Below are 26062 nucleotides of genomic sequence, written 5' to 3' on the forward strand. Positions count from 1 at the left end.
TCTGAAGGACTGGCGCAGGGTCGCGACCCGCTACGATAGATGCCCAAAAGTCTTCCTCTCCGCCGTCGCACTCGCCGCAACCGTCATGTTCTGGCTATGATCCGAGAACGAGTCCTGACCCTAGCTTGGCCTCGGCAATCTCTTTCTCCACTTCGGCATGATACCGGGGATAGGCCGCAAGGGCCTCTCGCTCCGAATCTCCCAGCTTCCGCTTGAACTCCCGCTTGGGGATGGTCGCGGAAACTTCCTTGGGCACCCTCCGGCGATACTGCCAACTGCCCGCTTTCGTGCGTTCGACGTGCTTCAAAACAAGTCCCATGTGTGCCCCGTGTGTTCCTCGGTGTGTACCGGAAGGAACCGTAATGGCTTGAATTATCGAGAAAAAAGGCCAGGACAAGGGCCAAATGGAGCGGGTGAAGGGAATCGAACCCTCGTCGTAAGCTTGGGAAGCTTCTGCTCTACCATTGAGCTACACCCGCGCGTTGGCCCTGACCTAAGCGAAGCGCGGGCCGAGGTCAAGGCGGTTGCGGCAGGGAAGAAGCGAGGCCTGGCGACCGTCCGGTGGGGCGGGGATTGCGTCAGGTCCCGATCTTCATGGTCAGGATCACCGGGCCGGTCGGATGCCCGGTGGGGGAGCCGCCCGCGGGCTCGACCGAGACGGCCAGCATCCAGCCCGCCGGGGGCGCCGGAGAGGAGACGACGAGCGGCGCCTCCCGCAGCAGGCCCAGCGAGACCGGCGCCTCTCCGGGGGCGATCACCCAAAGCTCGTGCACCTGGCCCTCGACCGCCGGGACGCCCGCCACCCGCGCGACATGCAGCGTGTCGCCAAGGCTGGTCACCTCATAGGCCAGGCGCCTGTCGGCGGTGGCCAGGAGCGCCACCGGCAGCCGTTCGGGCGGGCCGAGCGTCACCAGCGCCGCGATCACCATGACGGCGGCGACGGTCATGCCGGAAAGCCGGCGCAAGAGGGGCAGGCCGCGCTTTGGGCGCAGGGTCGGCGCAGGTGCGGTCAACTCGGCGGCAGGGTCATCCATGCCGCGAGGTTACGGGTTCTGGCCCATGGTGCAAGGCCTGGTTCTGGCGGATGGCATCGTCGATGCATTGCATGCACTCCTCGCCGGGGCCAGCCGACGAGGAGACGCAGTCGAACGAGGAGGGCGAACGAGAAGGGCGAACGAGAAGGGCGAACGAGAAGGGCGAACGAGAAGGGCGAACGAGAAGGGCGAACGAGAAGGGCGAACGAGAAGGGCGAATGCGGAGGGGTCAGCCGCGCCGCCGCCTGCGCCCGCCCTCGTCGCCGCCGGACTTCGGATTGAAGCTGACCTCGGGCAGGCTGACGATGCTGCCCAGGTTCGGGAACGGATCGACCGCATGGGGAATGGCGTTCGCGTTGACGAAATGCTCCTGGAAGCGCGGCTCGATCGCGGTCTCGACCTTGTGGATCTCGTGCACCGTGGCCTCGATCTGGTCGCGCGCCGCGACGCTGCACAGCGCGATCCGCGCCCCGGTCCCGGCCGCGTTGCCCGCGCTGGTGACCTTCTCCAGCGGCACGTCGGGGATCATGCCCAGGATCATGGCATGCTTCGGGCTGATATGCGCGCCGAAGGCCCCCGCCAGCGTCACCCGGTCCACGCTGTCCACGCCCATCTCGTCCATCAGCAGCCGCGCGCCGGCGTAAAGCGCCGATTTCGCCAGCTGGATCGCCCGGATGTCGCCCTGCAGCACGCTGATCCGCGGCCCCCCCTCGGCGCTGCCGTCATGCAGCAGGTAGCCATAGGTCCGGCCATGCGGCTCGCAGCGCGCGCTGCCGGTCTGGTCCGGGCCGCCGATCAGCCCGCCGGGATCGACCAGCCCCGCCGTCCGCATCTCGGCCACCGCCTCGATGATGCCCGAGCCGCAGATGCCGGTGACGCCGGTCGCCTTCGTGGCCTCGGCAAAGGCGGGATCGTCGGACCAGACCTCGGACCCGATCACCCGGAAGCGCGGCTCCTTGGTGACGGGGTCGATCTCGACCCGCTCGATCGCGCCCGGCGCGGCGCGCTGGCCGCTGGAGATCTGCGCCCCCTCGAAGGCCGGGCCGGTGGGCGAGGAACAGGCAAGAACGCGCGTCTCGTTGCCGAGCAGGATCTCGGCATTGGTGCCGACATCGACGATCAGCACCATGTCCCTGGACTTGTTCGGCTCCTCGGACAATGCCACCGCCGCGGCATCCGCGCCGACATGGCCCGCGATGCAGGGCAGGACATAGACCCGGGCGGTGCGGTTCAGGTTCGTGAGGTCCAGGTCGCGGGCATCCAGCGACAGGCTGCCGGAGGTCGCCAGCGCGAAGGGGGCCTGGCCGAGTTCGACCGGATCGACGCCCAGGAACAGGTGGTGCATGACCGGGTTGAAGACGATCACCATCTCGTAGATCGCGGCCGGATCGACGCCCGCCTCCCCGGCGACCGCCTGCGCCAGCGTGTTGATCGCCTCGCGCACGACGCGGGTCATCTCGATGTCGCCGCCGGGGTTCATCATCGCATAGGAGACCCGGCTCATCAGGTCCTCGCCAAAGCGGATCTGCGGGTTCATCAACCCGCTGGAGGCCAGCACCCGCCCGTCGGTCAGGTCGCACAGATGCGCCGCGATGGTGGTCGAGCCGAGGTCGACCGCCATGCCCAGAAGCGGCCCCTCGTGGAAGCCGGGGAAGATGTCCAGCACGCGCGTCGTGCTGTCGTGGTTGCCCTTGTGCAGGACGACCGTCACCTTGAACTCGCCCTTGCGCAGCACGGGTTGCAGGCGGCGCAGGACGGACAGGTCGGCCTCGATCTTCTCGACCTGCCATTGCGCGGCCAGCGCGCGGGCCAGGCGCTCGAAATCGCCGGTCGGCTCGTGCATGTCGGGCTCTTCGACCTCGACATAGACGGCGCGGGTGGCGGGGTCCATGACCATGACCCGCTCGGTCGCCGACTTGCGGATGACCTGCTTGTGGACCTGGCTTTCCGGCGGCACGTCGATCACCACGTCGCCCATCACCTTGGCCTGGCAGCCCAGCCGGCGGCCGTCGATCAGGCCGCGGATGCGCTTGTAGCGGTCCTCGACCGCGTTCCATTCGCTCAGCGCATCCTCGTCGACGGTGACGCCATGCTTGGGAAACTCGCCATAGCCCGGCGTGATCTGGCATTTCGAGCAGATGCCGCGCCCGCCGCAGACCGAATCCAGGTCCACGCCCAGCTGCCGCGCGGCCGTCAGGACCGGGGTGCCCAGGGCGAAACGGCCCCGCTTGCCCGAGGGCGTGAAGATCACCAGTGCATCGTTCGTCTCGGCAGTCATTTCGGGCCCCGTCTGCTAGCGCCAGCCGGTTGTAAACCGGGACGGGCCGGATGCAAGGACCGGAAGCGGCAGGTCCGGCACCTAATCCGGCACGGCAGGTCGTTGACGCGGGGCGCGCGGCCCTCTACCTCGCGCCCATGGCACGCGCACCGCTTCTGCAACTGAACTCCGTCTCGCTGACCTTCGGCGGCAATCCCCTGCTGGACCAGGTCTCGCTGACCGTGCAGCCCGGCGACCGGCTGGCGCTGGTCGGGCGCAACGGCAGCGGAAAGTCGACGCTGATGAAGCTGATGGCCGGGATGGTCGAGCCCGACGCCGGAAGCCGCAGCGTGCCGCCCGGCGTGACCGTGGGCTACATGGAGCAGGACCCGGACCTGTCGCGCTTCGCCACGCTGGGCGATTTCGCGGCCTCGGCCCTGCCGGACGGGCAGGAATACCGGCTTGCCGTGGTGGCCGAGGGGCTGAAGTTCGACCCCGAGACCCCGGTCGCCACCGCATCGGGCGGCGAGCGCCGCCGCGCCGCGCTGGCCAAGCTGCTGGCCGAGGCGCCCGAGCTGATGCTGCTGGACGAGCCGACCAACCACCTCGACATCCAGGCGATCGAATGGCTGGAGGCGGAACTGCGCGGCACCCGCGCCGCCTTCGTCCTGATCAGCCACGACCGCGCCTTCCTGCGGGCGCTGACGAAGGCGACGCTCTGGCTCGACCGCGGCGTCCTGCGCCGGCGCGAGTCCGGTTTCCAGGGCTTCGAGGACTGGCGCGAGACCGTCTGGGCCGAAGAGGACGAGGCCCGCCACAAGCTCGACCGCAAGATCAAGGCCGAGGCGCGATGGGCGGTCGAGGGCATCTCGGCCCGGCGCAAGCGCAACATGGGCCGGGTCCGCGCCCTGCAACAGCTGCGCGCCGACCGGGCGGCGCAGATCCGGCGTCAGGGCACGGCGGCGCTGGCCTTCGACGCGGGCACCACCTCGGGCAAGAAGGTGATCGAGGCCGAGGGGATCTGGAAGACCTATGGCGACAAGACCATCATCCGCGACTTCTCCTTGCGCATCCTGCGCGGCGACCGGGTGGCCTTCGTCGGGCCGAACGGGGTGGGAAAGACCACGCTTCTCAAGCTGTTGACCGGCGAGGTTCAACCGGACCAGGGCCGCGTGACGCTGGGCACTAACCTTGAGATCGCGGTCTTCGACCAGACCCGCGCCCGGCTCGACCCCGAGGCGAGCCTGTGGGACAACCTGACCGGCGATCCGCTGATGCGCGTCTCGGGCGCGGCGGATCAGGTGATGGTGCGCGGCCAGCCCCGGCATGTGGTGGGCTATCTCAAGGACTTCCTCTTCGACGACATCCAGGCCCGCGCCCCGGTCCGCAGCCTGTCGGGGGGCGAGAAGGCGCGGCTCCTCCTGGCCAAGCTGATGGCGCAGCCCTCGAATCTCCTGATCCTGGACGAACCGACGAACGATCTGGACGTGGAGACGCTGGACCTTCTGCAGGACATCCTTGGCGATTATGACGGGACGGTCCTGCTGGTCAGCCACGACCGCGATTTCATCGACCGGGTGGCGACCACCACCGTCGCGCTCGAGGGGCAGGGCAGGGCGACGGTCTACCCCGGCGGCTGGTCCGATTATGCGGCACAGCGCCCCGAGCCAGCGCCCGCCGCCCCCCCGGATCGCCCCGCGCCGCGCCCTGCGGCCGCAGCGAAGGCCGAGGCGGCCAGGGCCCAGGGCCTGAGCTTCACCGAGCGCAAGCGGCTGGAGGAGCTTCCCGCGCTGATCGAGCGGCTGGAGGGCGAGATCGGCAAGCTTTCCAGCCTCCTGGCCGATCCCGAGCTTTTCACCCGCGAGCCGGTCAAGTTCCGCAAGGCGACCGAGGTCCTGGCCGAGCGCCAGACCGCGCTGGAGGCGGCCGAAGGCGAGTGGCTGGATCTTGCCGACCGGGCCTGAGCCCGGGGAACCGGCGAGAACCGGCCGACACCCCTTGAAACGATGCGCCAGATCCCGCGCAAGTTGAACGGGTGACTTCAACGCCGCGTGATCGGGGATTGTCCTCGACCGTCCGGCGTCCCACATCCTGCGCGAGCCGTCCGGACTTCATCGCCCGGACCGCCGGAACAAGGAGACAAAGATGAGATCTATCGCAGCACTTCTGGCCACCGTCGCCATCGCTTCGCCCGCCCTCGCCGGCGGCCCCATCGCCGTCGAGCCCGAGCCCACCGTGGCTCCGGTGGTGACGCCGGTCGTCGCCCCCGGCATCGACTGGTCGGGCGCCTATGCCGGTGTCCAGCTGGGCTATGCCGATGTCGATTCGAACGACGCCGGCCTTGACGGCAACGGTTTCCTCGGCGGTATCCACGGCGGCTACCTCTGGGATTTCGGCAACGTGATCGCCGGCGCGGAAGTCAGCTATGACTCGGCCGACATCGACTTGGGCGACGCCGGCGACACGCTGGACGACATGACCCGCCTGAAGCTGCTTGTCGGCACCGAGATGGGCCGCAGCCTGGTGTACGGCGCGCTTGGCGCAGCCCATGCCAGCGCGACGGATGGTACGACGGGTGCGGACCTGTCGGACACCGGCTGGTTCCTGGGCGCCGGGCTTGACTATGCCGTCTCCGACCGCTGGACCGTCGGCGCCGAGGTCCTGCACCACCAGTTCGACGATTTCGACGGCACGGGCACCGACTTCGACGTGAACACGCTGCAAGCCAAGGTCTCGATGCGCTTCTAAGCCATCCGGCACCGCATCAGGGGCCGCTCCCGGCAGGGGGCGGCCCTTTTCGTTACGCCAGCCGCTCGCGGATGAACTGCAGCGCCACGCCCAGCCCGTCGGGTGCGATCCCGTGGCCGGTGCCCTTCATCACATGGCCCCAGGTCCGGAACCCCGCCGCCACCAGCGCGTCGCCGGCCTTGGCCATGTCGGCAAAAGGCACCACCGGGTCCTGGTCGCCGTGGATCAGAAGGACCGGCGGCTTCACAACCGCTTCTGCCGCCAGCGCCTCGGGCCGCAGCATCCGCCCCGAGATCGCCACCACGCCCGCCACCGCCTCGGGCCGGCGCGGCGCGACCTCCAGGCTCAGCATCGCGCCCTGGCTGAAGCCCACCAGCACCAGCCGGTCGGGGGTCAGCCCCTCCTCGGCCAGGCGCGCGTCGAGGAACCCGTTCAGGTCCCGCGCCGCCGCCCGCAACCCCGCCTCCGCCGCCTCGGGCGAGGAGCCGTCGAGCCAGGGGATCGGGAACCACTGGCAGCCGAAACCGCCGCCCTGGCAGGGCTCGGGCGCGTCGGGGGCCAGGAAGGCCACGCCGGGCAGATGCGGCGCCAGCACATCCGCGAGGCCCAGAAGATCCGCCCCGTCCGCGCCATAGCCGTGCAGGAAGACCACCAGCGCCCCCGCCTTCGCCGGTCCCTTCCGGCCGAACCGCAATTCCCGCATCACATCACCCCTTCGCGTTCCTTCGCCACCCGGTAGTAGGCCCAGAGGATCCGCGCCGCAACCGAGCGCCAGGGCGACCAGTCCTCGGCCATCGCGCGCAAGCCCTTCTCCGAGGGCCGCGCCTCCAGCCCGAACAGCATCCGCGCCGCCTCCTGCAGGGCAAGGTCGCCGGGCGCGAAGACATCCGCCCGGCCCAGCGCGAACATCGCATAGATCTCGGCCGTCCAGACCCCGATCCCCGGCACGGCGACCAGCGTCTTCACGACCTCGGCATCGGGAACGCCGCGCAGGCCGTCGAAATCGATGCCGGCCTGCGCCAATGCCCGGCCATAGCGCGCCTTCTGCCGGCTCAGTCCCGCCGCCCGCAACTCCTCGTCGGTGGCCGCCGCCATGGCCGCCGCATCGGTCAGCCCCGCGCCCTCGAGCCGCCCCCAGATCGCCCGCGCGCTGGCGACCGAAACCTGCTGGCCCACGATCGCCCGCAGAAGCGCCGCGAACCCGTCCGCCTCGCGCCGCAAGGGCAGCGCGCCGACCAGCGGCAAGGCCCGCGCAAAGACGGGCTCCCGCGCCGCGAGCCATTCCGCCCCCTCGGCCACGCAATCCAGCGATGTGATGATCCGGCCCGCCATTTCTTCTGTTCCCAAATATCCCCGCCGGAGGCAACCGCCCTTTCCGCTTGCCGATCCGGTCGGCCGGTTCTACCGATACCGCCATGACCAGCGACTCCACCGCCCGCCGCAACGTCCTCGTCCTCGTCGCCGCCCAGGCCATCCTCGGCGCGCAGCTGCCGATGATCTTCACCATCGCCGGGCTGGCCGGGTCGCTCCTGGCGCCGAACATCTGCTGGGCGACGCTTCCGGTCACCATGATGGTCGTCGGCTCGATGCTGACCGCGACCCCGATCTCGGCCATCATGCAGCGTTTCGGCCGCCGGGCAGGCTTTTTCTTCGGCGCGGCCGGTGGCGCCGCCGGGGCCGCAATCGGGGCCTGGGGCCTGTCGGCCGGCAGTTTCCCGATCTTCTGCATCGGGGCGCTGTTCTCGGGCATCTACATGTCCGCCAACGGTTTTTATCGCTTCGCCGCCGTCGATACCGCGTCCGAGGCTTTCCGGCCCAAGGCGATCAGCTGGGTCATGGCGGGCGGCCTTCTCTCGGCCGTCGTCGGGCCGCAACTGGTGAAGTTCACGGCAGACGAGATGGCGGTGCCCTTCCTGGGCTCCTACCTCGTCGTCATCCTGCTGAATCTCGCCGGCTCCTTCCTGTTCCTCGCCCTCGACATCCCGAAGCCGAGACCCCCGGCCGAGGGCACCCCGATGGGGCGCACGCGCGGAGAGCTTCTGCGCAATCCGACGATCCTGGTCGCGATGATCTGCGCCACGGTCTCCTATGCGCTGATGAACCTGGTGATGACCTCCTCGCCGCTGGCGGTGGTCGGCTGCGGCTTCGACAAGGGCGACGCCGCCGACGTGGTGACCGCGCATGTGCTGGCCATGTATGCGCCCTCGTTCTTCACCGGCCACCTGATCGCCCGCTTCGGGACCGAACGGATCATCGCCCTCGGCCTGACCATCCTGGCCGGGGCCGGGGCCGTCGCCATGGCCGGGGTGCAGCTTGAGAACTTCTTCATCGCGCTGATGCTCCTCGGCCTCGGCTGGAACTTCGGCTTCATCGGCGCGACCACGATGCTGACCTCGGCGCAACGCCCCGAGGAACGCGGCCGGTTGCAGGGGCTGAACGACCTGGTGGTCTTCGGCGGCGTGACGCTGGCGAGCTTCTCCTCGGGCGGGCTGATGAACTGCTCGGGCGGCTCGGTTCAGGCCGGCTGGCAAATGGTCAACCTGGCGATGCTGCCCTTCCTGATCCTCGCCGGCGGGGCGCTGATCTGGCTCTGGCTGCGCCCGCAGGAGTCGCGCCGGGCCTGAGGCCTCGCTCCTCGTCGCATTTCATGCGCTCGTCGCCGCGACGAGACGACGAAGTCGCACGAGGAGCAGCTACCAGCGCCCGGTGAAGGCCTGCCACAGCAGCCGCCCGCGCTTGCGCGCCTCGGACGGATCGGATGAGCCTTGCCCCGCAACCACCTGACGCAAAACGCCTTCCGCCTGCCATCCTGCCAGAAGCGCCGGGGCAACGGCCTTCGGAACCGTCCGCCGCGCCGCCCGCGCCTCGGCCAGCCGTTCCAGCCCTCGCTGCGCCAGATCCTGCACGCCCATCCCCTGCGGCAAGGGCTGCCGCCCGCGCGCCTCCAGCTCCGGGACCGCCCGCAGATACCCCGCCGCCGCCGAGGCCCAGCCATAGGCCCGGACCGCGGTCTCGGCCCCGTCCGGCGCGCCCAGCGCCCGCGCCGCCAGCCACATCAGCCCGGCGCCGGTGTCCTCCAGATATTCCGCCAGCGCCTCCGGCCCCGCATGCGGGTCGCGATGGATGTCCCAGCGCCGGGCGGCGATCAGCCGGTCCAGCACATCGACCGGCAGGCCGAAATCCCGGATCAGCTCGTGCAGCGGCCCCGCCACCTCATGCGCCTTCGCGGCACCCGAGGCCGCGTTCTCCACCACGTCGCGCCACCATTGCAGCCGCATCTCGGCGATCAGCGGCTCTTGCGTCACCCAGGGGGCGCGGGCGACCTCGAGGTTGAAGGCATAAAGCGGCAGAAGCTGCGCGCGGGCGTCAAGGGGGGCGGCCATCACCGCCAGGAAGCGGTCGGGATCGCCGCGTTGCACCAGTCCCGCGCAGGCCTCGATACTCATGTCGGGGTTCCGATGTCGCGGATCAGCTTCCACTGGATCGCATCGAGCAGCGCCTCGAACGAGGCGTCGACGATGTTGGCGCTGACCCCCACCGTCGACCAGCGCCGACCCTGGCCATCCTCGCTGTCGATGATGACCCGCGTCACCGCCTCGGTGCCGCCATTGGTGATGCGGACCTTGAAATCCACCAGCTTCATGTCGTCGATGCAGGCCTGGTAGGGGCCAAGATCCTTCCCCAGCGCCTTCGCCAGCGCGTTGACCGGGCCCCGGTCCTGGCCGGTGTCGTCCATGCTGTCACTGACCGACATGTTCTTGCGGTCGCCGATCTTGACCACCACCACCGCCTCGGAGAGCGAGATCATCCGGTCGTACTTGTTCTTCCGCCGCTCGACCGTCACCCGATACCGCTTGACCTCGAAGAACTCCGGGCAGAGGCCCAGCTCGCGCCGCGCGACCAGCTCGAAGCTCGCCTGCGCGCCGTCATAGGCATAGCCCTGGTCCTCGCGTTCCTTCACCACCTCGATGATGCGGCCGAGGCGCGCATCCTTCGGATCGGCCTCGATCCCGGCGGCGGCCAGCCGGGCGCGCAGGTTCGACAGGCCCGCCTGGTTCGACATCGGGATGACGCGTTCGTTGCCGACCAGCGCGGGGTCGATGTGTTCGTAGGTCGTCGGATCCTTCAGGATCGCGCTCGCATGCAGCCCCGCCTTGTGGGCGAAGGCCGAGGCGCCGATGTAGGGGGCCGACCGCAGGGGAACGCGGTTCAGGATGTCGTCCAGCATCCGGCTGGTCTTCAGGAGGCCCGCCAGCGCCTCGCGGGTGACGCCGGTCTGGAAGCGGCTGGCGTAGGGTTCCTTGAGGAGGAGCGTCGGGATCAGCGTCGTCAGGTTCGCATTGCCGCAGCGTTCGCCCAATCCGTTCAGCGTGCCCTGGATCTGCCGCGCGCCCGCCTCCACGGCGGCCAGCGAGTTGGCGACGGCGTTGCCGGTGTCGTCGTGACAGTGGATGCCAAGCCTTTCGCCGGGGATGCCAGCGGCGATCACCTCGGCGGTGATGCGGCCGACCTCGGCGGGAAGCGTGCCGCCATTGGTGTCGCAGAGGACGACCCAGCGCGCCCCGGCGTCAAGCGCGGCCTGCAGGCAAGAGAGGGCGTAGCCGGGGTTGGCGCGGTAGCCGTCGAAGAAATGTTCCGCGTCGAACAGGGCTTCGCGGCCCCTGGCGACCAGGTGGCGGATCGAGCTGGCGATGGCCTCGCGGTTCTCCTCCAGCGTGACGCCTAGGGCGGTGGTGACATGGAAATCATGGGTCTTGCCGACCAGGCAGACGGCGGGGGTGCCGGCGTTCAGGACCGCCGCCAGCACGTCGTCGTTCTCGGCCGAGCGGCCGACGCGGCGGGTCATTCCGAAGGCGGTGAGGGTGGCGCGGGTCGCCGGAGGGGCGGCGAAGAAGTCGCTGTCGGTCGGGTTCGCGCCGGGCCAGCCGCCCTCGATATGGTCGACCCCGAGCCGGTCGAGGGCCCGGGCGATCTGGGTCTTCTCGGCGGTGGAGAACTGGACGCCCTGGGTCTGCTGGCCGTCGCGCAGCGTGGTGTCGAAGAGGAAGAGGCGGTCGCGGGTCATGGGCGTGTCCACGGTGGACAGGGTTTCGGGGTGAGCGATTTCAACGGGTTGCGCGGGCGCGTTAGGATGGTGTTAACCAGCGCCTGCCCTTGGAAGCAAAATCCTTGAGGAAGGATTTTGGCAAATTTCTTACTCAAGAAATTTGGTGTCGGCGCAGGAATTGTCACGGCAGCGCCTCCAGCTTCGCGGGGTCGAAATCGGGACCGGGGACAAGCTCTACCCCGGCCTTGGACATGCGGACCTCGACCCCGGCGGCGATCAGGGCGGATTTGAGGGCGTCGACGGCGGAGAAGTCCTTGGAGGCCATCGCGGCGGCGCGGAGAGAGGCAAGCTGTTCGGTCTGCACGCTGAGGTCCACCTCGGGGGTCGAGGCCCAGCCCCCCAGCGCATCGGACAACAGGCCCAGCAGGCCGGCAGAGGCTTTGACCCCGGCCCAATCGCCCGCGCCCGCTGCCGCGTGCAGCGCCGCGAGCGCACCGGCGGTATTCAGGTCGTCGGCCAAGGCCTCCACCACGCCGGGCAGCGGATAGGAGGCCGCGACCGCAGCCGTCGCCGCCCGCCACTTGCGCAGCGTCGCCTCGGCCTGCCGCGCCTTCTCGGCGGTCCAGTCCATCGGGCTGCGGTAATGCGTCATCAGCAGCACGAAGCGGATCACCTCGCCCGGGATGCCCTGGTCCAGCAGATCCCGCACGGTGAAGAAATTGCCCAGGCTCTTGGACATCTTCTTGCCCTCGACCTGCAACATCTCGTTGTGCAGCCAGTAATGCGCGAAGTCGCCATGGGGATGGGCGCAGGCCGACTGGGCGATCTCGTTCTCGTGGTGGGGGAATTGCAGGTCCAGCCCGCCGCCGTGGATGTCGAAGCTGTCCCCCAGCAGTTCATGCGCCATGGCCGAGCATTCGATGTGCCAGCCGGGGCGTCCCTTGCCCCAGGGCGAGGCCCAGCCGGGCTCCTCACCCGAAGACGGCTTCCACAGCACGAAATCCATCGGGTCTTCCTTGAACGGCGCGACCTCGACCCTTGCGCCGGCGATCATGTCGTCGACCGAGCGGCCGGAGAGCTTGCCATAGTCCTTGTAGGACCGCACCCGGAACAGCACATGGCCTTCGACGGCATAGGCATGGCCGGAGGCGATCAAGCCCTCGGTCATCGCGATCATCTGGCCGATGAATTCGGTCGCGCGGGGTTCATGCGTTGGCCGCAGGGCCCCCAGCGCATCCATGTCGGCGTGATACCAGGCGATGGTCTCCTCGGTCCGCTCGCGGATCAGTTCCTCCAGCGTGCCGGCGGCCCCCGCCTGCTGCCGCCGAAGGGCCTCGGCGTTGATCTTGTCGTCCACGTCGGTGAAGTTGCGGACATAAGTGACATGCCCCGTGCCGTAGACATGGCGCAAGAGCCGGTAGAGCGTGTCGAAGACCACCACGGGGCGGGCGTTGCCCAGATGCGCGCGGTCATAGACGGTGGGGCCGCAGACATACATCCGCACGTTCCGGTCGTCGATCGGAACGAAATCCTCCTTCCGGCGGGTCTTGGAATTGGTCAGGCGGATGGTCAGCATGTCAGTCGTTCCTGAACGCGCGGCCCTTGGCGCGGGGTTCACTCATCCATGGGAATGACGAAGCGCCCGCGCCCTTGGGTCAGCGGGTAATGCAGCAGATGCGGAGGTTCTGCAACGTCGTCATGCGCCGGGCCTAGCACGGCCGGGCAGCGGCGCGCAAGCCGGAGGGAGGGCAGGCGGGCGGGATCAATTGCCCTGGCGGTTGAATTCGCCGCGGTTGTCGGGGCCGATGCCCAGCCAGCCGGCCACGGTGCGGGCGACATGGTCGGTGATCATCGACTTCTGGGTGATGCCCCTTTGCCGCGCCTGGCGCATCTCCTGGCCTGCGAGGGCGGGAAGCTCGGCCCGGATCGGGCTGGGGGGAACCAGCACCTCGCCGGTGGCGGCGTCGGTGACCTGGGCGATGAAGTCGACGTTGTGGACGCCCCAGTTCTGGCCGCGGGTTTCGGCCTCGAAGGTGAGGGCGTGAAAGCGGGTCACGGTGACGTCGATACGGACCGGCCGCTTGCCGCGCAGGCCCTGGGCGCCACGGGTGACGGCGGCGTCGATGATCGCGGCCACCTGGGCATGGCGGTCGCCCATCGGATCCTCACGCCAGACGATGTCGGCGTCGGGCAGGAGCGTCTTCGCCTCGCTGACCGAAAGCGAGCGAGGCACGGTGACGCGGACATCGGCGAGACGCCAGGACCCGGAGGTGCTGGCGGGCAGCGGGTCGTAATCGGTCTTGAAACTGGCGCCCACGCAGGCGGAGAGCAGAAGTCCGGCGGCCCCGAGAAGGGCGAAGCGGCGGGTGACGAACATGGGCAACACCTTACTGGCAGATTCGACGATCATCGGCGCCCATCCTTAAGAAAGGACGATGGCCGCAACAAGGAGGCGGCGTGTCGGGATCAGGCAGGCGGTTGCGGTTTTGCCGTGATCATGCCTTGTTGCGCGCAAATGGGGGAAGACGAGATGGATCACGAGGACCTGCGGTTGTGGTCGAAGCGGGCGGCGGACTGGGCGGCGGATTACCATGCCGGTCTGCGCGACCGTCCCGTGCGCGCGCCGCTGGTGCCGGGTGCGGTGGCGCGGCAGTTGCCGGGCGCCCCGCCCGAGGCGGCCGAGCCGATGGAGGCGATCTGGGCCGATTTCGAGCGGATCGTGCCGGGGGGCATGACGCATTGGCAGCACCCGGGCTTCTTCGCCTATTTCCCGGCCAATGCCGCGCCGGCCAGCATGCTGGCCGAGCAGCTGGTCAATGCGATGGGCTGCAACGCGCTGATCTGGCAGACTTCTCCGGCCGCGACCGAGGTCGAGCAGGTGATGATGGACTGGCTGCGCCAGGCGGTGGGCCTGCCGGAGGGGTTCGTCGGCACGATCCATGACACGGCGACGGTGGCGACGCTGTCGGCGGTGCTGACGATGCGCGAGCGCGCGCTGGGGTGGAAGGGGCTGGAGGAGGGGCTGTCGGGCGGGCCGGTCCTGCGCTTCTACGCCAGCGCCGAGACGCATTCGAGCGTGGACAAGGCGATCCGGGTGGCGGGGATCGGGCAGCGCAACCTGGTGAAGGTGGCGACCGACGGCGCGCGGGCGATGACCGGGGCGGCCCTGCGCGCGGCGATAAGGGCGGACCGCGAGGCGGGGATGCTGCCCGCCGGGGTGATCCTCTGCGCGGGCGGCACGAGTGTCGGGGCCTTCGACCGGATCGCCGACTGCCTGGCGGTCTGCCGCGAGGAGGGGGTCCCCAGCCATGTCGACGCGGCCTGGTCGGGCTCGGCGATGATCTGCCCGGAGTTCCGCGGGCTTTGGGCCGGGATCGAGGGCGCGGATTCGGTGGTGCTGAACCCGCACAAATGGCTGGGGGTGCAGTTCGACTGCTCGGTCCAGTTCATGCGCGATCCGGGGGCGCAGGTGCGCACGCTGGGCCTGCGGCCGACCTATCTGGAGACGGCGGGGCGGGAGGAGATCGTCAATTTCAACGAATGGACCGTGCCGCTTGGCCGCCGGTTCCGGGCGCTGAAGCTGTGGTTCGTGCTGCGGGCCTATGGGCTGGAGGGGTTGCGCGCGCGGATCCGCAACCATATCGCCTGGGCGGCGGAGGCGCGCGACCGGCTGGCGGCGCTGCCGGGCGTCGAGATCGTGACCGAGCCGCGGCTGTCGCTGTTCAGTTTCGCGCTGGACACGGATGCGGCGACCGAGGCGCTGCTGGCGCGGATCAACGATGACGGACGGATATACCTGACCCAGACCAGGGTCGACGGGCGGTTTGCGATCCGGGTGCAGGTGGGATCGTTTGACTGCACGCGCGAAGATGTCATGCTGATCGCAAAGGTCGTCAACGAGTTGCTTGCCCGATGATTCTCCGTGCCCTTTTCCTCTGGATCGGCCTGGCCGCGGCCGCTGTTGCGCAGGACCTGCCGCAGCCGCTGAGCGACAAGGTCTCGGATTTCGCGGGCGTGCTGGACGCGACGGAGGAGGGGCGGATCGACCGGGCGCTGCAGGCGCTGCGGGACGAGACCGGGGTGCATATGGTCGTCGTGACCATGGCCTCGCTGGACGAGCATGGCGGCGCGGGGCGGCGGCTGGAGGATTACGCCAAGGCGCTGTTCAACGCCTGGGGCGTGGGCGATGCAGAGCGCAACGACGGCATCCTGATGCTGGTCGTCACCGGCCCGCGCGAGGCGCGGATCGCGCTGGGGTCGGGCTATGACGCCGTCTATGACGGGCGCGCGGCGCGGGTCCTGACCACCGCCGTCCTGCCGGAATTCCGCGCGGGCCGGCTGGCGGGCGGGATCGAGGCCGGGATCACCTCGGCCCGCGAGCGGCTGGTGGTGCCCTTCCAGGCGGGGCGTCCGGTCACCCTGAGCGAGGGATTCGAGCCCGAGGGCGGCGCGTTCGGCGCGATCGCCCCCTGGGCCGCCGGTTCGGGCGGGATCGGTGGCCTGCTCTCGCTGGTCCTCTGGCGCGCGCGCGCGCGGCGGACCTGTCCGAAATGCGGCGAGCAGACCCTGACCAGGACGCGCGAGGTGATCACGCCGCCGGGCAAGCAGTCCTCGGGCAGCGGGATCGAGCACATGATCTGCGGAAGCTGCGGCTTTACCGACCGGCGGACCTTCACGATCCGCGCCACCTCGCGCCGGGACAGGTCGCAGTCGGGGCGGAGCGGCGGAGGCGGAGGCGGGCGCAGCGGCGGCTTTGGCGGCGGGCGCTCCTCGGGCGGGGGGGCGAGCGGCAAATGGTAGGTGGTGCAAGGACTTCGGCGCTGATCCTGATGTGCCTTTCCGGGCCGGCGCTGGCGAAAAGCCCGACCGACCTGATGTTCCCCAGCGATGCGCGCTGCTATGCGCGGAGTTATACGGCCGATCATCTGGCCAGGCATCCGGCGCAACGGGTGACGGCGATGGCCCTGCGCCCCGACCGGCAGGCGGCCGCGCCCTTCCTTGGCCTCTGGCTGAGCGTGACCCTGCGCGGCGCACCCGGCGGCACGTTCGAGGCGCTGGCCTCCTGCGAGAACATCGAACACACGCTGTACTGCACGATGGAGGGCGATGCCGGGGCCTTCAGCATCGAGCCGGGCAAGGGCAAGGCGGTGCTGGTCAGCACCGGCAGCCGTGGGATCGGGCTGGAGAACGAGGCGGGCTTCGTCACGCTGGAGCGCGACCGGGGCGACGACCGCAGCTTCCTGCTGCGCCCGGTGCCCTGTCCCTAGCTGGTGGCGGCGAGATAGGCCGCACAGCCGGTGAGGGCGGCGTAGTCGTCCTCGACCACGGTCACGGAAAAATCCGACATCAGAAGGTCGACGCGGCGCGGCTCGCGGAAATGCTGTTCCAGGCCGAAGCGGGGGAAATGCGGGGTCATGGCGCGGGCCATGCCGCCGATCAGGTAGATCCCGCCATAGGGCAGGTGGATCAGCGCCAGATCGGCAAGCATCTGGCCCAGGATATGGACGTAGAGGCGGGCGGCATGGGCCGCGATGGCGTCGCCCTGGTCCAGCGCGGCCAGCACCTCGGAGGAGGAGAGGCTGGAAGGATGGCCGGCGGCATGGGCGGCGAAGGCGTGCAGGTTGGCAAGTCCGCGCCCGGCGAGGACCTCCTCGACCCCGGCATGCGGGGCCTCGCCCCCGGCGCGCAGCTTCGCCTCGACGAAACGGGCGAGGAGGAAGTCCTCCTCGGTGCGGACGGGCATGTTGACATGGCCACATTCCGAGGGCGGCACGACCCGGCCCTGCGGACCGGGGTGGACGGGGGCGGCGTTGACGCCGGTGCCAAGGCCCACCACCAGCATCGGGCCGGTGTCGGCGGGACCGGGGATGACGCGGCGCAGCTTCTCGGCCGGGATATGGCCCAAGGCCTGGCCCTGGGCCTGCAGGTCGTTCAGGATCGCGACGCGTGCGGCCCCGGTCGCGCGGGCAAGCTTGTCCGTATCGATCACCCAGTCGAGATTGGTCATCGTCGCGACCCCGTCCTGCACCGGACCGGCGGCGGCGACGCAGACTCCGGTCACCTTGGCGCCGGTCTGGTCGAGATAGTCGCGCAGGACATGGGCAATATCCTGTCCGCGCGCCTGATAATCGCCATTCGGGAAACGGCGGATCGAGTCGAGGCGGACCTGCCGCCCCTCGGCCAGGGCAACGCGGGTATTGGTGCCGCCGATGTCGGCAAGGATGGCAAGCGTCATCTGGGCGGTCCCCCGGGGTTCTGGACCCCCTGGTGATAGGGGGATTGGCGGTGCTGCGCCAGTGGTGCGGGGCCGGTGGACTGGCCGATGATCAACTCGGCCTCGAGCAGGCGCTCTTGCGGGCCGGTGTCGGGGTGGGCGATGAGGCCGAGCAGCATCTCGGCGGCCAGCCGCCCGGCCTCGCGCACGGAGGAGCGGGTGGCGGTGAAGATCGGCACCTCCTCGCCGTTCTTCAGGTAGGAAAGGTCGTCGTCATGGATGATGATCGAGACGTCGCGGCCTATGACGAGGCCCGCGCCTTCCACCGCGCGGCGGGCGCCCATGCCGGAAAGCATCGAGGAACAGAGAAGCGCGGTCGGCGGCCGGGGCAGGGCGAGCATGGCCTGCGCGGCGCGGAAGCCCGCGATCTCGGTCATCTCGCCCGAGGACATCAGCGCGGGATCGGGGGCGATGCCGCGCGCGGCCAGCGCGTCGAGATAGCCGGTGCGGCGGCGGATGGCGAAGTCCATGAACTCCAGCCCGTTGATCAGGCCGATCCGGGCATGGCCGAGGTCCAGCAGGAATTCGGTGGCGCGCTGGAAGGCGCGGCGGTTGTTCACGTCAAGCCAGGAATAGGCCCGGGTCGCGCCGGTGGCGCGGCCGTGGACGACGAAGGGCAGGCCGATCCGGTGCAGGAGCGGGATGCGGGGGTCGTCCAGCCGGGGGGCGTGGACGATGACGCCGTCGACATTGCCCTTCGCCTTCAGCGCGCGGTAGGTGGCTTCCTCGTCCTCGTCCGGGACGATGCAGAGCAGCATGTCATGGCCGTTGCGGGTGTAGACCTCGCCCGCGCCGGCGATGAAATCGGCGAAGACGGGGTTCACGATCTCATGCCGCGTGGCGATCGGGATGACATGGCCCACGGCCATGGCGCGGCCGGTGGCCAGGCGGATGGCGCGGGTGTTGGGGTGGTAGTCGTGCCGCCGGGCGGCGGCGATCACGCGCTCGCGGGTGGCCTCGTTCACCTCGGGGTAGCCGTTCAGCGCGCGCGACACCGTGGTGGGCGAGAGCCCCAGCCGGGTGGCGAGTTCCTTGAGGTTCATCGGCGCGGGTCCAAAACGGTTTCAATCGCGGCAGAGAGTAGCCGGTCGGGGCGGGGGAGGTCAAAAGGTTAACGCTGCCTGGGGGCGGATTCGACGGCGGTTCGGATTGACTTGCGGGGTGGGATCGGTGAGGGTGGCATATCCAAAGCGGTTTGGGGCGATTCCGGCCGGTCTTGGCAGGCGCCCGCCGGAGCCGCGGGAAATCGGGAGGGATGCAGATGCGGACGGACCTTCTTGCCGGCGCGGCGGTGCTGGCGCTCTCGGCCGGCGGCGCGGTGGCGCAGGAGCTGAAGTTCCCGGTGGGCGAGGGGGCCTTCAACTGGGAAAGCTACCGGGCCTTTGACGCGGCCACGAATCTTGACGGCCAGGTGCTGACCATCTTCGGCCCCTGGCGCGGCGAGGACCAGGTGCTGGTCGAATCCATGCTGGCCTATTTCGAGGCGGCCTCGGGCGTCGAGGTGAACTATTCCTCCTCCGAGGGCTATGAGCAGCAGATCATCATCGACGCCGAGGCGGGCTCGCCCCCCGATGTGGCGATCCTGCCGCAGCCGGGGCTGATCGCGGATCTGGCGGCGAAGGGGCATATCCTGCCCTTGGGCGAGGAGGCGCGGGCCTGGCTGGTCGAGAATTACGGCGCGGGGGAATCCTGGGCCGCGCTGGGAAGCTACCGGGGCAAGGACGGGGCGGATGCGTTCTTCGCCTTTCCCTACAAGGCGGATGTGAAGTCGCTGGTCTGGTATGTGCCGGAGAATTTCGAGGATGCGGGCTATGCGGTCCCGGCCACGATGGAGGAGCTGAAGGCGCTGACCGAGAAGATCGTGGCCGATGGCGGCACGCCCTGGTGCATCGGCCTGGCCTCGGGCGGGGCGACGGGCTGGCCCGCGACCGACTGGGTCGAGGACCTGATGCTGCGCACCCAGGCGCCCGAGGTCTATGACCAGTGGGTGACGAATGCGCTGCCGTTCGACAGCCCGGAAGTCATCGGCGCGATCGAGGAATTTGGCTGGTTCGCCCGGACCGACGCCTTCGTGCAGGGCGGGGCGGCGGCGGTGGCCTCGACCGATTTCCGCGACAGCCCCAAGGGCCTCTTCACCTCGCCGCCCGGCTGCTACATGCACCGGCAGGCGAGTTTCATCCCCTCGTTCTTCCCCGAGGGGACGGAGCTGGGAACGGATGCGGATTTCTTCTACTTCCCGGCCTATGCCGACAAGGACCTGGGCCAGCCGGTGCTGGGGGCGGGGACGCTGGCCTTCATCATGCGCGACAGCGCGGCGGCGCGGGCCTTCATCGACTGGCTGAAGACGCCGATCGCGCATGAGGTCTGGATGGCGCAAAGCGGCTTTGTCACCCCCTACAAGGCGGTGAACACCGATCTCTACGGCTCGGCCGCGCTGAAGAAGCAGGGCGAGATCCTGGCCAATGCCACCACCTTCCGCTTCGACGGGTCCGACCTGATGCCGGGCGCGGTGGGGGCGGGGTCGTTCTGGACCGCGATGGTCGACTACGTCGGCGGCAAATCGGCCGGGGAGATCGCGGCGGCGGTGCAGGCGAGCTGGCCGAAGTGAGGCGCGGAACGCGGGCGGAGGGCTGAATGGAGCAGGCGTTCCTCGCGCTCGCGACCATCGCCGTCGGGGTCGGCGGCTGCGTCGGCTATTTCTGGGCATCGAACCTTGTGCTGGACAAGGTGGTCTTTCCGGCGCGCGGGCCGCAGGCGGGGCGGAACATCGGCCGGGCCAACATGCTGCGGCCCTGGCTGTTCCTGCTGCCCGCCCTGCTCGCGCTGGGGCTTTACCTGGCCTATCCGGTCTTCGCGACGGCCTGGCTGTCGCTGAACCGGAACACGGGGGGCGCGCTGGTCTTTGTCGGCCTGGACAATTACCGCGCGATGTTCGCCGAGGCGAAGTTCTGGGAGAGCCTGCGCAACAACCTGCTGTGGCTGGTCGTGGTCCCGGCGCTGTCCACCGGATTTGGCCTGCTGGCGGCGCAGTTGACCGACCGGATCCGCTGGGGGAACCTTGCGAAATCGCTGATCTTCATGCCGATGGCGATTTCTTTCGTGGGCGCGAGCGTGATCTGGAAACTGATCTACGACACGCGCGAGGCGGGACAGGCGCAGATCGGGCTCTTGAACGCGCTCTGGCTGCGGTTCGAGGGCGGGGTCTGGTCGGTGATCCTGCTGCGGGTGCTGCCGGCGCTGCTGCTGCTGGGTCTGGCGGCTGTGCTGGCCTGGCTGCTTTGGGGGCAGGTCGGGGCGCTGGCGCGGCGAGGGCTGGCGGGCCGGGTGCTGCGGGGGCTGGGCATGGCGCCGGGGATCTGGCTGGTCTGGGTCGCGCTGTCCTGGGCCTGGGGCGCGGCGACGGCGCAGCTGCCCTATGGCCAGCCGCAGTTCTGGTTGCAGATCCCGTTCTGGAACAACTTCTTCCTGATGGCGGTGCTGGTCTGGCTGCAGACCGGATTCGCCATGGTCATCCTCTCGGCCGCGCTGCGCGGCGTGCCGGAGGAAACGGTCGAGGCCGCGATCCTGGACGGGGCGGGTCCGTTCCAGATCTTCTTCCGCATCAAGGTGCCGCAGATCATGGGCACGATCGTGGTGGTCTGGACCACGATCACCATCACCGTGCTGAAGGTCTTCGACATCGTGCGGGCGATGACCGGCGGCCAGCAGGAGACGCAGGTGCTGGCCAACTACATGTACGACAAGCTTTTCGTCGCGGTGGACTGGGGCGTCGGCTCGGCCGCCGCCATGGTCATCCTGGCGCTGGTTGCGCCGATCCTGGTCTGGAACGTCTGGACCGCGCGTCGGGAGATGCGGTGACATGACCTATGTCGCCGGCAGGAAACCCGCGCTGACCTGGGCCGTGCATCTTTCGGTGGGGCTGTTGGTCCTGCTCTGGGTGATCCCGACGCTGGGGCTTCTGGTCTCGTCCTTCCGGTCGGGGGACCAGATCACCGGCTCGGGCTGGTGGCAGGCGCCGTTCACGCAGGAGAGCCAGCTGTCGCCGATCCGGGTGGCGGGCGAGGAGGTCGAGAAGGACGGGGTCTTCGTGATCGAGGGGCGGCTGTTCGCGGGCGCGGCGCGGGTGAGCGCCTGGGGCACCTCGTCGCGCGAGCCGGCGGCCTATGCGCCGGGGGCGACGGCGGACCTGGGCGCGGGGATGGGCCTGAGGGTGGAGGAGGATGGCTTCTATGTCCTGACCTCGGCCAGGACGACCGAGGGGACGCGGCTGCCGCGCATCTTCACCACGGCGGCGACCCCGCCCGAGTTCACGCTGGCGAACTACCGGATGGTGCTGTTCAGCCCGATGGCCGGGCAGTCGATCCTGCAGGCCTTCCTGAACACCGCGACGGTGGCGATCCCGGCGACGGTCATCCCGATCCTGGTCGCGGCCTTTGCGGCCTATGCCCTGGCCTGGATGGAATTTCCGGGCCGGGCGCTGCTGGTGGCGGCGGTGGTCGGGCTGCTGGTGGTGCCGCTGCAGCTGGCGCTGATCCCGCTGTTGCAGGTCCATAACGCGCTGGGGATCGGCAAGGGCTATCTGGGGATCTGGCTGGCCCATACCGGGTTCGGCCTGCCGCTGGCGATCTATCTTCTGCGCAACTACATGGTCGGCCTGCCGCGCGACATCATCGAGAACGCGCGGGTGGACGGGGCGACCGAGTTCCAGATCTTCACGCGGATCGTCCTGCCGCTGTCCTTTCCGGCGCTGGCGAGTTTCGCGATCTTCCAGTTCCTCTGGACCTGGAACGACCTTCTGGTGGCGCTGGTGTTCCTGGGGACGGGCAACGACCAGCAGGTGCTGACCGGGAACATCGTGAACCTGATGGGCAGCCGGGGTGGCGACTGGGAGATCCTGAGCGCCTCGGCCTTCGTCTCGATCGCGGTGCCCCTGGTGGTGTTCTTCTCGATGCAGCGCTTTCTGGTGCGCGGGCTGCTGGCGGGGTCGGTGAAATGACTAGGACGAAAGGCAAGGGGCGGATGGTGCTGGCGGCGGACCCGGACTGGTGGCGCGGCGCGGTGATCTACCAGATCTATCCGCGCAGTTTCCAGGACAGCGATGGCGACGGGGTGGGCGATCTGGCCGGGATCACCGCGCGGCTGGACCATGTGGCGAAGCTGGGGGCGGATGCGATCTGGATCAGCCCGTTCTTCACCAGCCCGATGCAGGATTTCGGCTATGACGTGAGCGATCATTGCGGCGTCGATCCGCTGTTCGGGAGCCTTGCCGATTTCGACGCGCTGGTGGCGCGGGCGCATGGGCTGGGGCTGCGGGTGATGATCGACCTCGTCCTCAGCCACAGTTCGGACCAGCATCCCTGGTTCCGCGAAAGCCGGCAGGACCGCAGCAATCCGCGCGCGGACTGGTATGTCTGGGCGGATCCGAAACCCGACGGGACACCGCCGAACAACTGGCTGTCGATCTTCGGCGGCCCGGCCTGGGACTGGGACCCGAGGCGCGAGCAGTATTACCTGCACAACTTCCTGGCCAGCCAGCCCGACCTGAACTTCCACCATGAACCCGTGCAGGCGGCGCTTCTGGACGTGGCGCGGTTCTGGCTGAAGCGGGGGGTGGACGGGTTCCGGCTGGATACGATCAACTTCTATTTCGCCGACCTGCTTCTGCGTGACAACCCGCCCCTGCCGAAGGAGGAGCGCAATGACAGTATCGCTCCGGGGGTGAATCCCTATAACCACCAGCGCCACCTACACGACAAGAACCAGCCGGAAAACCTTGAATTCCTGCGGAAATTCCGCGCGGTGCTTGATCCTTTCGGTGCCGCCGCCGTGGGCGAGGTCGGTGATGCCCAGCGCGGGCTGGAGATCATGGCGGAATATACCTCGGGCGGCGACAAGGTGCAGATGTGCTATCCGTTCGAGATGCTGCAACCCGCAAGGCTGACCGCGCCCCGGCTGCAGGAGACCTTTGCCCGGATGCGCGCGGCGGCACCCGATGCCTGGCCCTGCTGGTCGTTCTCGAACCATGACACGGTGCGCCATGTCACGCGCTGGAGCCTGACGGCAGCGGCGGCGCGGACCTATGCCACGCTGCTGGTGTGCCTGCGCGGCTCGATCTGCCTTTACCAGGGTGAGGAGCTGGGCCTGCCCGAGGCGGAGCTGAGCCTTGCGGAATTGCGCGATCCCTATGGCATCCGCTTCTGGCCCGAGTTCAGGGGCCGCGATGGCGCGCGGACGCCGATGGTCTGGGTGACGGACAATGGAAATGGCGGCTTCAGCCAGGGTCGGCCCTGGTTGCCGGTCAAGCCGCCGCATCTGCCGCTCTCGGTCGCGGCGCAAGAGCGGGACGGGGCCTCGACCCTTGCGCATTACCGCCGGGCGCTGGCCTTCCGCCGGGCGCATCCGGTGCTGCGGACCGGCGCGATGGAGGAGATCCGGGCTGAGGGAGAGGTGGCAAGCTTCCTGCGTCGCGGCGCGGAGGAGCTGTTCTGCGGCTTCAATCTGGGCAATGCGGTGGCCGAGGTCGCGCTGCCGCCCGGCGACTGGCTGCGGATCGGGGCGGAACTGGGCAGCGAGGGTGCCAGCGGCGGGCGGGCCAGCCTGCCGCCCTGGGGTGTCGTGCTGGCAAAGCGGGTATAGGGGGGGACAGGATGGCCGATCTGGTCCTGAGGAAGGTCGCCAAATCCTATGGCGAGATCCGGGTGTTGCAGGACATCGACCTTGACATCAGGACGGGCGAGCTGATCGTCTTCGTCGGCCCCTCGGGCTGCGGCAAGTCCACGCTCTTGCGGATGATCGCGGGGCTGGAGCGGATCAGCGGCGGCGATCTTCTGATCGACGGGACGCGGATGAACGATGTCCCCCCGGCGCAGCGCGGCATTGCCATGGTGTTCCAGTCCTATGCGCTTTATCCGCACATGACGGTGCGCGACAACATGGGCTTTGCCTTGTCTCTGGCGAAGAAGCCCCGGGCCGAGATCGCGGCGGCGGTGGAGCGGGCCGCACGGATCCTGCAGCTGACACCCTATCTGGACCGGCTGCCCAAGGCGCTGTCGGGCGGGCAGCGGCAGCGGGTGGCGATCGGACGGGCGATCGTGCGCGACCCGAAGGTCTATCTCTTCGACGAGCCGCTCTCGAACCTGGATGCCGCGCTGCGGGTGGCGACGCGGATCGAGATCGCGCAGCTGAAGGAGGCTATGCCGCAGTCGACGATGATTTATGTGACGCATGATCAGGTCGAGGCGATGACACTGGCCAGCCGGATCGTGGTGCTGGCCGACGGCGGAATCGCGCAGGTGGGCAGCCCGCTGGAGCTTTACCAGCGGCCCGAGACCGAGTTCGTGGCGCAATTCATCGGCAGCCCGGCGATGAACCTTCTACCCGGCGAGGTGGCCGCCACCGGGGCCGAGACCACGGTGCGGCTGGAAGGTGGCGGGATCGCGCGCTCGGCGGTGCCGACGGCGGCGGCGGATCTGGGGCTGAAGGTGAATGTCGGCGTGCGGCCCGAGGATTTCCAAGTGACGGAGGGCGAGGCGATCCATGCGGGCGAGGTCGCGGTCACCGAGGCGCTGGGGGAGGTGACGCTGCTGCATTTTCGCAAGAAGGGCGAGCGGGCTGCGGTGGTGGCCAAGCTGCCCGGCATCCGGGCCGGGCTGCGTCACCGGCCGGTGCGGCTGACGGCGGACCCGGCGAAGGTGCACCTTTTCGCCGGGGGCAGGTCGCTTCTCTACCGTTGAACGAGGGCCACGAGGCCGAGCCAGGAAAGGCAAAGGCCGAAGGCAACAAGCAGCGGCACCCAGAGGGTGTAGCGTGGCGAGGGCGCAGGGATGCGGGAGAGGTGTTTCATGCCCGCATTAAGGGCATGGCAAGCTTTCCCGCCCGTTAATGGCCGCCATGGGATTCGAACCTTTGCAGCAAAGCGCGGCCTATGCGGCGGCGGCATCGGCCTGCGGCGCGCGGACCCGCTGGCTTGAGCTTGGCTGCGGCCGCGCGCTGGCGGTGGAGCGCGGGCCGCTGCGGCTGGTCTCACGCGGGCCGGTCTGGGAGGGCGAGCCCGCGCCAGCCGAGCGGCACCGCGCGATCCGGCGGCTGGCGCGCTGGCCGGGGGTGACGCTGGTCACCGCCGGGGAGGAGGTGGCGGGCTTCGGTCTGGTGCCGCTGGTGACGCCGCTGCACCATGCGCTTTGGGATCTGTCCGGCGACCTGCGCGCGGGGCTGGCGGGCAAGTGGCGCAACCGGCTGGTCCGGGCCGAGGCCGCGGTCAGGGTCGGGCGCGCCGGGCGGGCGGCGCTGGAGCGGCTGGTCGCGGCCGAGGCGGCCCAGCGCCGCGCGCGTGGCTATCGTGCGCTGCCCGCGGCCTTCACGCTTGCGCTTGATCCGGCGGCGCTGCGGATCTGGGACTGGCAGGGCGGCGCGGCGATGGCCTTCGTGGTGCAGGGGCAGTCGGCCAGCTATCACCTCGGCTGGACTTCGCCGGAAGGGCGGGCGGCGGGGGTGCACGGGGTGATGCTGCTGCGCGCGGCCGAGGCGCTGGCGGCGGAGGGGGTGCGCTGGCTTGACCTCGGGACGGTGGATACCGGGGCCGCGCCGGGGCTGGCGCGGTTCAAGCTGGGGACCGGGGCCGCACTGAAGCGGCTGGGGGCGACCTGCCTGGTCTTGCCGTGAGGCGCTGGCCGGGGCAGGGTGGCGCTAAACGGGAGAGCGCC

Annotated in this window: 22 protein-coding genes, 1 tRNA gene and 1 pseudogene; 13 read left to right on the plus strand and 11 right to left on the minus strand. The window is 69.4% G+C overall.

Annotated features, from left to right (window positions below; all coding sequences use genetic code 11):
• Positions 1-100, plus strand: a pseudogene (locus ACE3UA_RS07845) (IS5/IS1182 family transposase); the annotation flags it as partial.
• Positions 101-405: 305 nt separating this feature from the next.
• Here the strand turns inward: ACE3UA_RS07845 and ACE3UA_RS07850 are convergent.
• The 3 genes from ACE3UA_RS07850 to ACE3UA_RS07860 all read right to left on the minus strand — a co-directional run bounded on the left by ACE3UA_RS07850 (position 406) and on the right by ACE3UA_RS07860 (position 3312).
• Positions 406-479, minus strand: a tRNA-Gly gene (locus ACE3UA_RS07850).
• A gap of 99 nt (positions 480-578) precedes the next feature.
• Positions 579-1034: an anti-sigma factor domain-containing protein gene (locus ACE3UA_RS07855; protein WP_374643865.1), complete on the minus strand. Its 456-nt coding sequence runs from the start codon at positions 1032-1034 to the stop codon at positions 579-581.
• A gap of 229 nt (positions 1035-1263) precedes the next feature.
• Entirely contained in the window at positions 1264-3312 is a 2049-nt protein-coding gene (locus ACE3UA_RS07860; protein WP_374643866.1) for an ASKHA domain-containing protein, read from the minus strand.
• Positions 3313-3449: 137 nt separating this feature from the next.
• Here ACE3UA_RS07860 and ACE3UA_RS07865 point away from each other — a divergent pair, with 137 nt between their 5' ends.
• Both ACE3UA_RS07865 and ACE3UA_RS07870 read left to right on the plus strand, forming a co-directional pair.
• Positions 3450-5255, plus strand: coding sequence for an ABC-F family ATP-binding cassette domain-containing protein (locus ACE3UA_RS07865; protein ID WP_374643867.1), 1806 nt, complete (start codon positions 3450-3452; stop codon positions 5253-5255).
• 181 nt (positions 5256-5436) lie between these two features.
• Positions 5437-6039: an outer membrane protein gene (locus ACE3UA_RS07870; RefSeq protein WP_374643868.1), complete on the plus strand. Its 603-nt coding sequence runs from the start codon at positions 5437-5439 to the stop codon at positions 6037-6039.
• Between the two features lie 52 nt (positions 6040-6091).
• Here ACE3UA_RS07870 and ACE3UA_RS07875 read toward each other — a convergent pair whose 3' ends face one another.
• A complete protein-coding gene (locus ACE3UA_RS07875; protein ID WP_374643869.1) occupies positions 6092-6745 on the minus strand; it encodes an alpha/beta hydrolase in 654 nt (217 codons plus the stop codon).
• On the minus strand, positions 6742-7371 hold the full coding sequence (locus ACE3UA_RS07880) for a DNA-3-methyladenine glycosylase (RefSeq protein ID WP_374643870.1): 630 nt from the start codon (positions 7369-7371) through the stop codon (positions 6742-6744). Before ACE3UA_RS07880 ends, ACE3UA_RS07875 begins: the two co-directional genes overlap by 4 nt.
• Before the next feature lie 83 nt (positions 7372-7454).
• Here ACE3UA_RS07880 and ACE3UA_RS07885 point away from each other — a divergent pair, with 83 nt between their 5' ends.
• Positions 7455-8663, plus strand: a complete 1209-nt coding sequence (locus ACE3UA_RS07885) for an MFS transporter (RefSeq protein ID WP_374643871.1) — start codon at positions 7455-7457, stop codon at positions 8661-8663.
• A gap of 69 nt (positions 8664-8732) precedes the next feature.
• On the opposite strand, the gene ACE3UA_RS07890 is transcribed toward ACE3UA_RS07885, so the two are convergent.
• From ACE3UA_RS07890 to ACE3UA_RS07905, 4 genes are all read right to left on the minus strand, one after another.
• On the minus strand, positions 8733-9485 hold the full coding sequence (locus ACE3UA_RS07890; protein ID WP_374643872.1) for a squalene/phytoene synthase family protein: 753 nt from the start codon (positions 9483-9485) through the stop codon (positions 8733-8735).
• On the minus strand, positions 9482-11104 hold the full coding sequence (gene cimA, locus ACE3UA_RS07895) for a citramalate synthase (protein ID WP_374643873.1): 1623 nt from the start codon (positions 11102-11104) through the stop codon (positions 9482-9484). Before cimA ends, ACE3UA_RS07890 begins: the two co-directional genes overlap by 4 nt.
• Positions 11105-11267: 163 nt before the next feature.
• Positions 11268-12662, minus strand: a complete 1395-nt coding sequence (gene cysS / locus ACE3UA_RS07900; protein WP_374643874.1) for a cysteine--tRNA ligase — start codon at positions 12660-12662, stop codon at positions 11268-11270.
• A gap of 186 nt (positions 12663-12848) precedes the next feature.
• Positions 12849-13496, minus strand: coding sequence for a DUF6778 family protein (locus tag ACE3UA_RS07905; protein ID WP_374643875.1), 648 nt, complete (start codon positions 13494-13496; stop codon positions 12849-12851).
• A 120-nt stretch (positions 13497-13616) separates the two neighbouring features.
• On the opposite strand from ACE3UA_RS07905, the gene ACE3UA_RS07910 reads away from it, so the two are divergent.
• Genes ACE3UA_RS07910 through ACE3UA_RS07920 form a run of 3 tightly spaced genes read left to right on the plus strand, consistent with a single transcriptional unit; the run spans position 13617 to position 16353 of the window.
• The gene (locus tag ACE3UA_RS07910) at positions 13617-15002 is read left to right on the plus strand and encodes an aspartate aminotransferase family protein (RefSeq protein WP_374643876.1); all 1386 of its coding nucleotides are present in this window, start codon (positions 13617-13619) and stop codon (positions 15000-15002) included.
• On the plus strand, positions 14999-15886 hold the full coding sequence (locus ACE3UA_RS07915) for a TPM domain-containing protein (RefSeq protein WP_374643877.1): 888 nt from the start codon (positions 14999-15001) through the stop codon (positions 15884-15886). Before ACE3UA_RS07910 ends, ACE3UA_RS07915 begins: the two co-directional genes overlap by 4 nt.
• Positions 15880-16353, plus strand: a complete 474-nt coding sequence (locus tag ACE3UA_RS07920; RefSeq protein ID WP_374643878.1) for a hypothetical protein — start codon at positions 15880-15882, stop codon at positions 16351-16353. The genes ACE3UA_RS07915 and ACE3UA_RS07920 overlap by 7 nt, the downstream gene beginning before the upstream one ends.
• Here the strand turns inward: ACE3UA_RS07920 and ACE3UA_RS07925 are convergent.
• Together ACE3UA_RS07925 and ACE3UA_RS07930 are read right to left on the minus strand one after the other, a co-directional pair.
• Positions 16350-17321, minus strand: coding sequence for an ROK family protein (locus ACE3UA_RS07925; protein ID WP_374643879.1), 972 nt, complete (start codon positions 17319-17321; stop codon positions 16350-16352). The genes ACE3UA_RS07920 and ACE3UA_RS07925 overlap by 4 nt on opposite strands.
• Positions 17318-18403, minus strand: a complete 1086-nt coding sequence (locus ACE3UA_RS07930; RefSeq protein ID WP_374643880.1) for a LacI family DNA-binding transcriptional regulator — start codon at positions 18401-18403, stop codon at positions 17318-17320. The genes ACE3UA_RS07925 and ACE3UA_RS07930 overlap by 4 nt, the downstream gene beginning before the upstream one ends.
• A gap of 218 nt (positions 18404-18621) precedes the next feature.
• Here ACE3UA_RS07930 and ACE3UA_RS07935 point away from each other — a divergent pair, with 218 nt between their 5' ends.
• The 6 genes from ACE3UA_RS07935 to ACE3UA_RS07960 all read left to right on the plus strand — a co-directional run bounded on the left by ACE3UA_RS07935 (position 18622) and on the right by ACE3UA_RS07960 (position 26021).
• Positions 18622-19968 carry an ABC transporter substrate-binding protein gene (locus tag ACE3UA_RS07935; RefSeq protein WP_374643881.1) on the plus strand — a complete coding sequence of 449 codons (1347 nt, stop codon included), beginning with the start codon at positions 18622-18624 and terminating at the stop codon, positions 19966-19968.
• Positions 19969-19994: 26 nt separating this feature from the next.
• The gene (locus ACE3UA_RS07940) at positions 19995-21218 is read left to right on the plus strand and encodes a carbohydrate ABC transporter permease (protein ID WP_374643882.1); all 1224 of its coding nucleotides are present in this window, start codon (positions 19995-19997) and stop codon (positions 21216-21218) included.
• Between the two features lies 1 nt (position 21219).
• The gene (locus ACE3UA_RS07945) at positions 21220-22356 is read left to right on the plus strand and encodes a carbohydrate ABC transporter permease (RefSeq protein WP_374643883.1); all 1137 of its coding nucleotides are present in this window, start codon (positions 21220-21222) and stop codon (positions 22354-22356) included.
• A complete protein-coding gene (locus ACE3UA_RS07950) occupies positions 22353-23996 on the plus strand; it encodes an alpha-amylase family glycosyl hydrolase (RefSeq protein ID WP_374643884.1) in 1644 nt (547 codons plus the stop codon). The genes ACE3UA_RS07945 and ACE3UA_RS07950 overlap by 4 nt, the downstream gene beginning before the upstream one ends.
• A gap of 11 nt (positions 23997-24007) precedes the next feature.
• A complete protein-coding gene (locus tag ACE3UA_RS07955; RefSeq protein WP_374643885.1) occupies positions 24008-25093 on the plus strand; it encodes an ABC transporter ATP-binding protein in 1086 nt (361 codons plus the stop codon).
• A 157-nt stretch (positions 25094-25250) separates the two neighbouring features.
• Complete coding sequence (locus tag ACE3UA_RS07960; RefSeq protein ID WP_374643886.1) at positions 25251-26021, plus strand: GNAT family N-acetyltransferase; 771 nt, start codon at positions 25251-25253, stop codon at positions 26019-26021.
• The last annotated feature ends 41 nt before the right edge of the window (positions 26022-26062 follow it).

Source organism: Tabrizicola sp. (assembly GCF_041919135.1).
Taxonomy (GTDB): Bacteria; Pseudomonadota; Alphaproteobacteria; order Rhodobacterales; family Rhodobacteraceae; genus Tabrizicola.

Coding starts and splice junctions, on each gene's coding strand:
- ACE3UA_RS07915 (WP_374643877.1), top strand. CDS start 14,999: ATGATTCTCCGTGCCCTTTTCCTCTGGATCGGCCTGGCCGCGGCCGCT.
- ACE3UA_RS07890 (WP_374643872.1), bottom strand. CDS start 9,485: ATGAGTATCGAGGCCTGCGCGGGACTGGTGCAACGCGGCGATCCCGAC.
- ACE3UA_RS07905 (WP_374643875.1), bottom strand. CDS start 13,496: ATGATCGTCGAATCTGCCAGTAAGGTGTTGCCCATGTTCGTCACCCGC.
- ACE3UA_RS07950 (WP_374643884.1), top strand. CDS start 22,353: ATGACTAGGACGAAAGGCAAGGGGCGGATGGTGCTGGCGGCGGACCCG.
- ACE3UA_RS07870 (WP_374643868.1), top strand. CDS start 5,437: ATGAGATCTATCGCAGCACTTCTGGCCACCGTCGCCATCGCTTCGCCC.
- ACE3UA_RS07920 (WP_374643878.1), top strand. CDS start 15,880: ATGGTAGGTGGTGCAAGGACTTCGGCGCTGATCCTGATGTGCCTTTCC.
- cysS (WP_374643874.1), bottom strand. CDS start 12,662: ATGCTGACCATCCGCCTGACCAATTCCAAGACCCGCCGGAAGGAGGAT.
- cimA (WP_374643873.1), bottom strand. CDS start 11,104: ATGACCCGCGACCGCCTCTTCCTCTTCGACACCACGCTGCGCGACGGC.
- ACE3UA_RS07855 (WP_374643865.1), bottom strand. CDS start 1,034: ATGGATGACCCTGCCGCCGAGTTGACCGCACCTGCGCCGACCCTGCGC.
- ACE3UA_RS07880 (WP_374643870.1), bottom strand. CDS start 7,371: ATGGCGGGCCGGATCATCACATCGCTGGATTGCGTGGCCGAGGGGGCG.
- ACE3UA_RS07930 (WP_374643880.1), bottom strand. CDS start 18,403: ATGAACCTCAAGGAACTCGCCACCCGGCTGGGGCTCTCGCCCACCACG.
- ACE3UA_RS07865 (WP_374643867.1), top strand. CDS start 3,450: ATGGCACGCGCACCGCTTCTGCAACTGAACTCCGTCTCGCTGACCTTC.
- ACE3UA_RS07925 (WP_374643879.1), bottom strand. CDS start 17,321: ATGACGCTTGCCATCCTTGCCGACATCGGCGGCACCAATACCCGCGTT.
- ACE3UA_RS07960 (WP_374643886.1), top strand. CDS start 25,251: ATGGGATTCGAACCTTTGCAGCAAAGCGCGGCCTATGCGGCGGCGGCA.
- ACE3UA_RS07940 (WP_374643882.1), top strand. CDS start 19,995: ATGGAGCAGGCGTTCCTCGCGCTCGCGACCATCGCCGTCGGGGTCGGC.
- ACE3UA_RS07935 (WP_374643881.1), top strand. CDS start 18,622: ATGCGGACGGACCTTCTTGCCGGCGCGGCGGTGCTGGCGCTCTCGGCC.
- ACE3UA_RS07885 (WP_374643871.1), top strand. CDS start 7,455: ATGACCAGCGACTCCACCGCCCGCCGCAACGTCCTCGTCCTCGTCGCC.
- ACE3UA_RS07860 (WP_374643866.1), bottom strand. CDS start 3,312: ATGACTGCCGAGACGAACGATGCACTGGTGATCTTCACGCCCTCGGGC.
- ACE3UA_RS07955 (WP_374643885.1), top strand. CDS start 24,008: ATGGCCGATCTGGTCCTGAGGAAGGTCGCCAAATCCTATGGCGAGATC.
- ACE3UA_RS07910 (WP_374643876.1), top strand. CDS start 13,617: ATGGATCACGAGGACCTGCGGTTGTGGTCGAAGCGGGCGGCGGACTGG.
- ACE3UA_RS07945 (WP_374643883.1), top strand. CDS start 21,220: ATGACCTATGTCGCCGGCAGGAAACCCGCGCTGACCTGGGCCGTGCAT.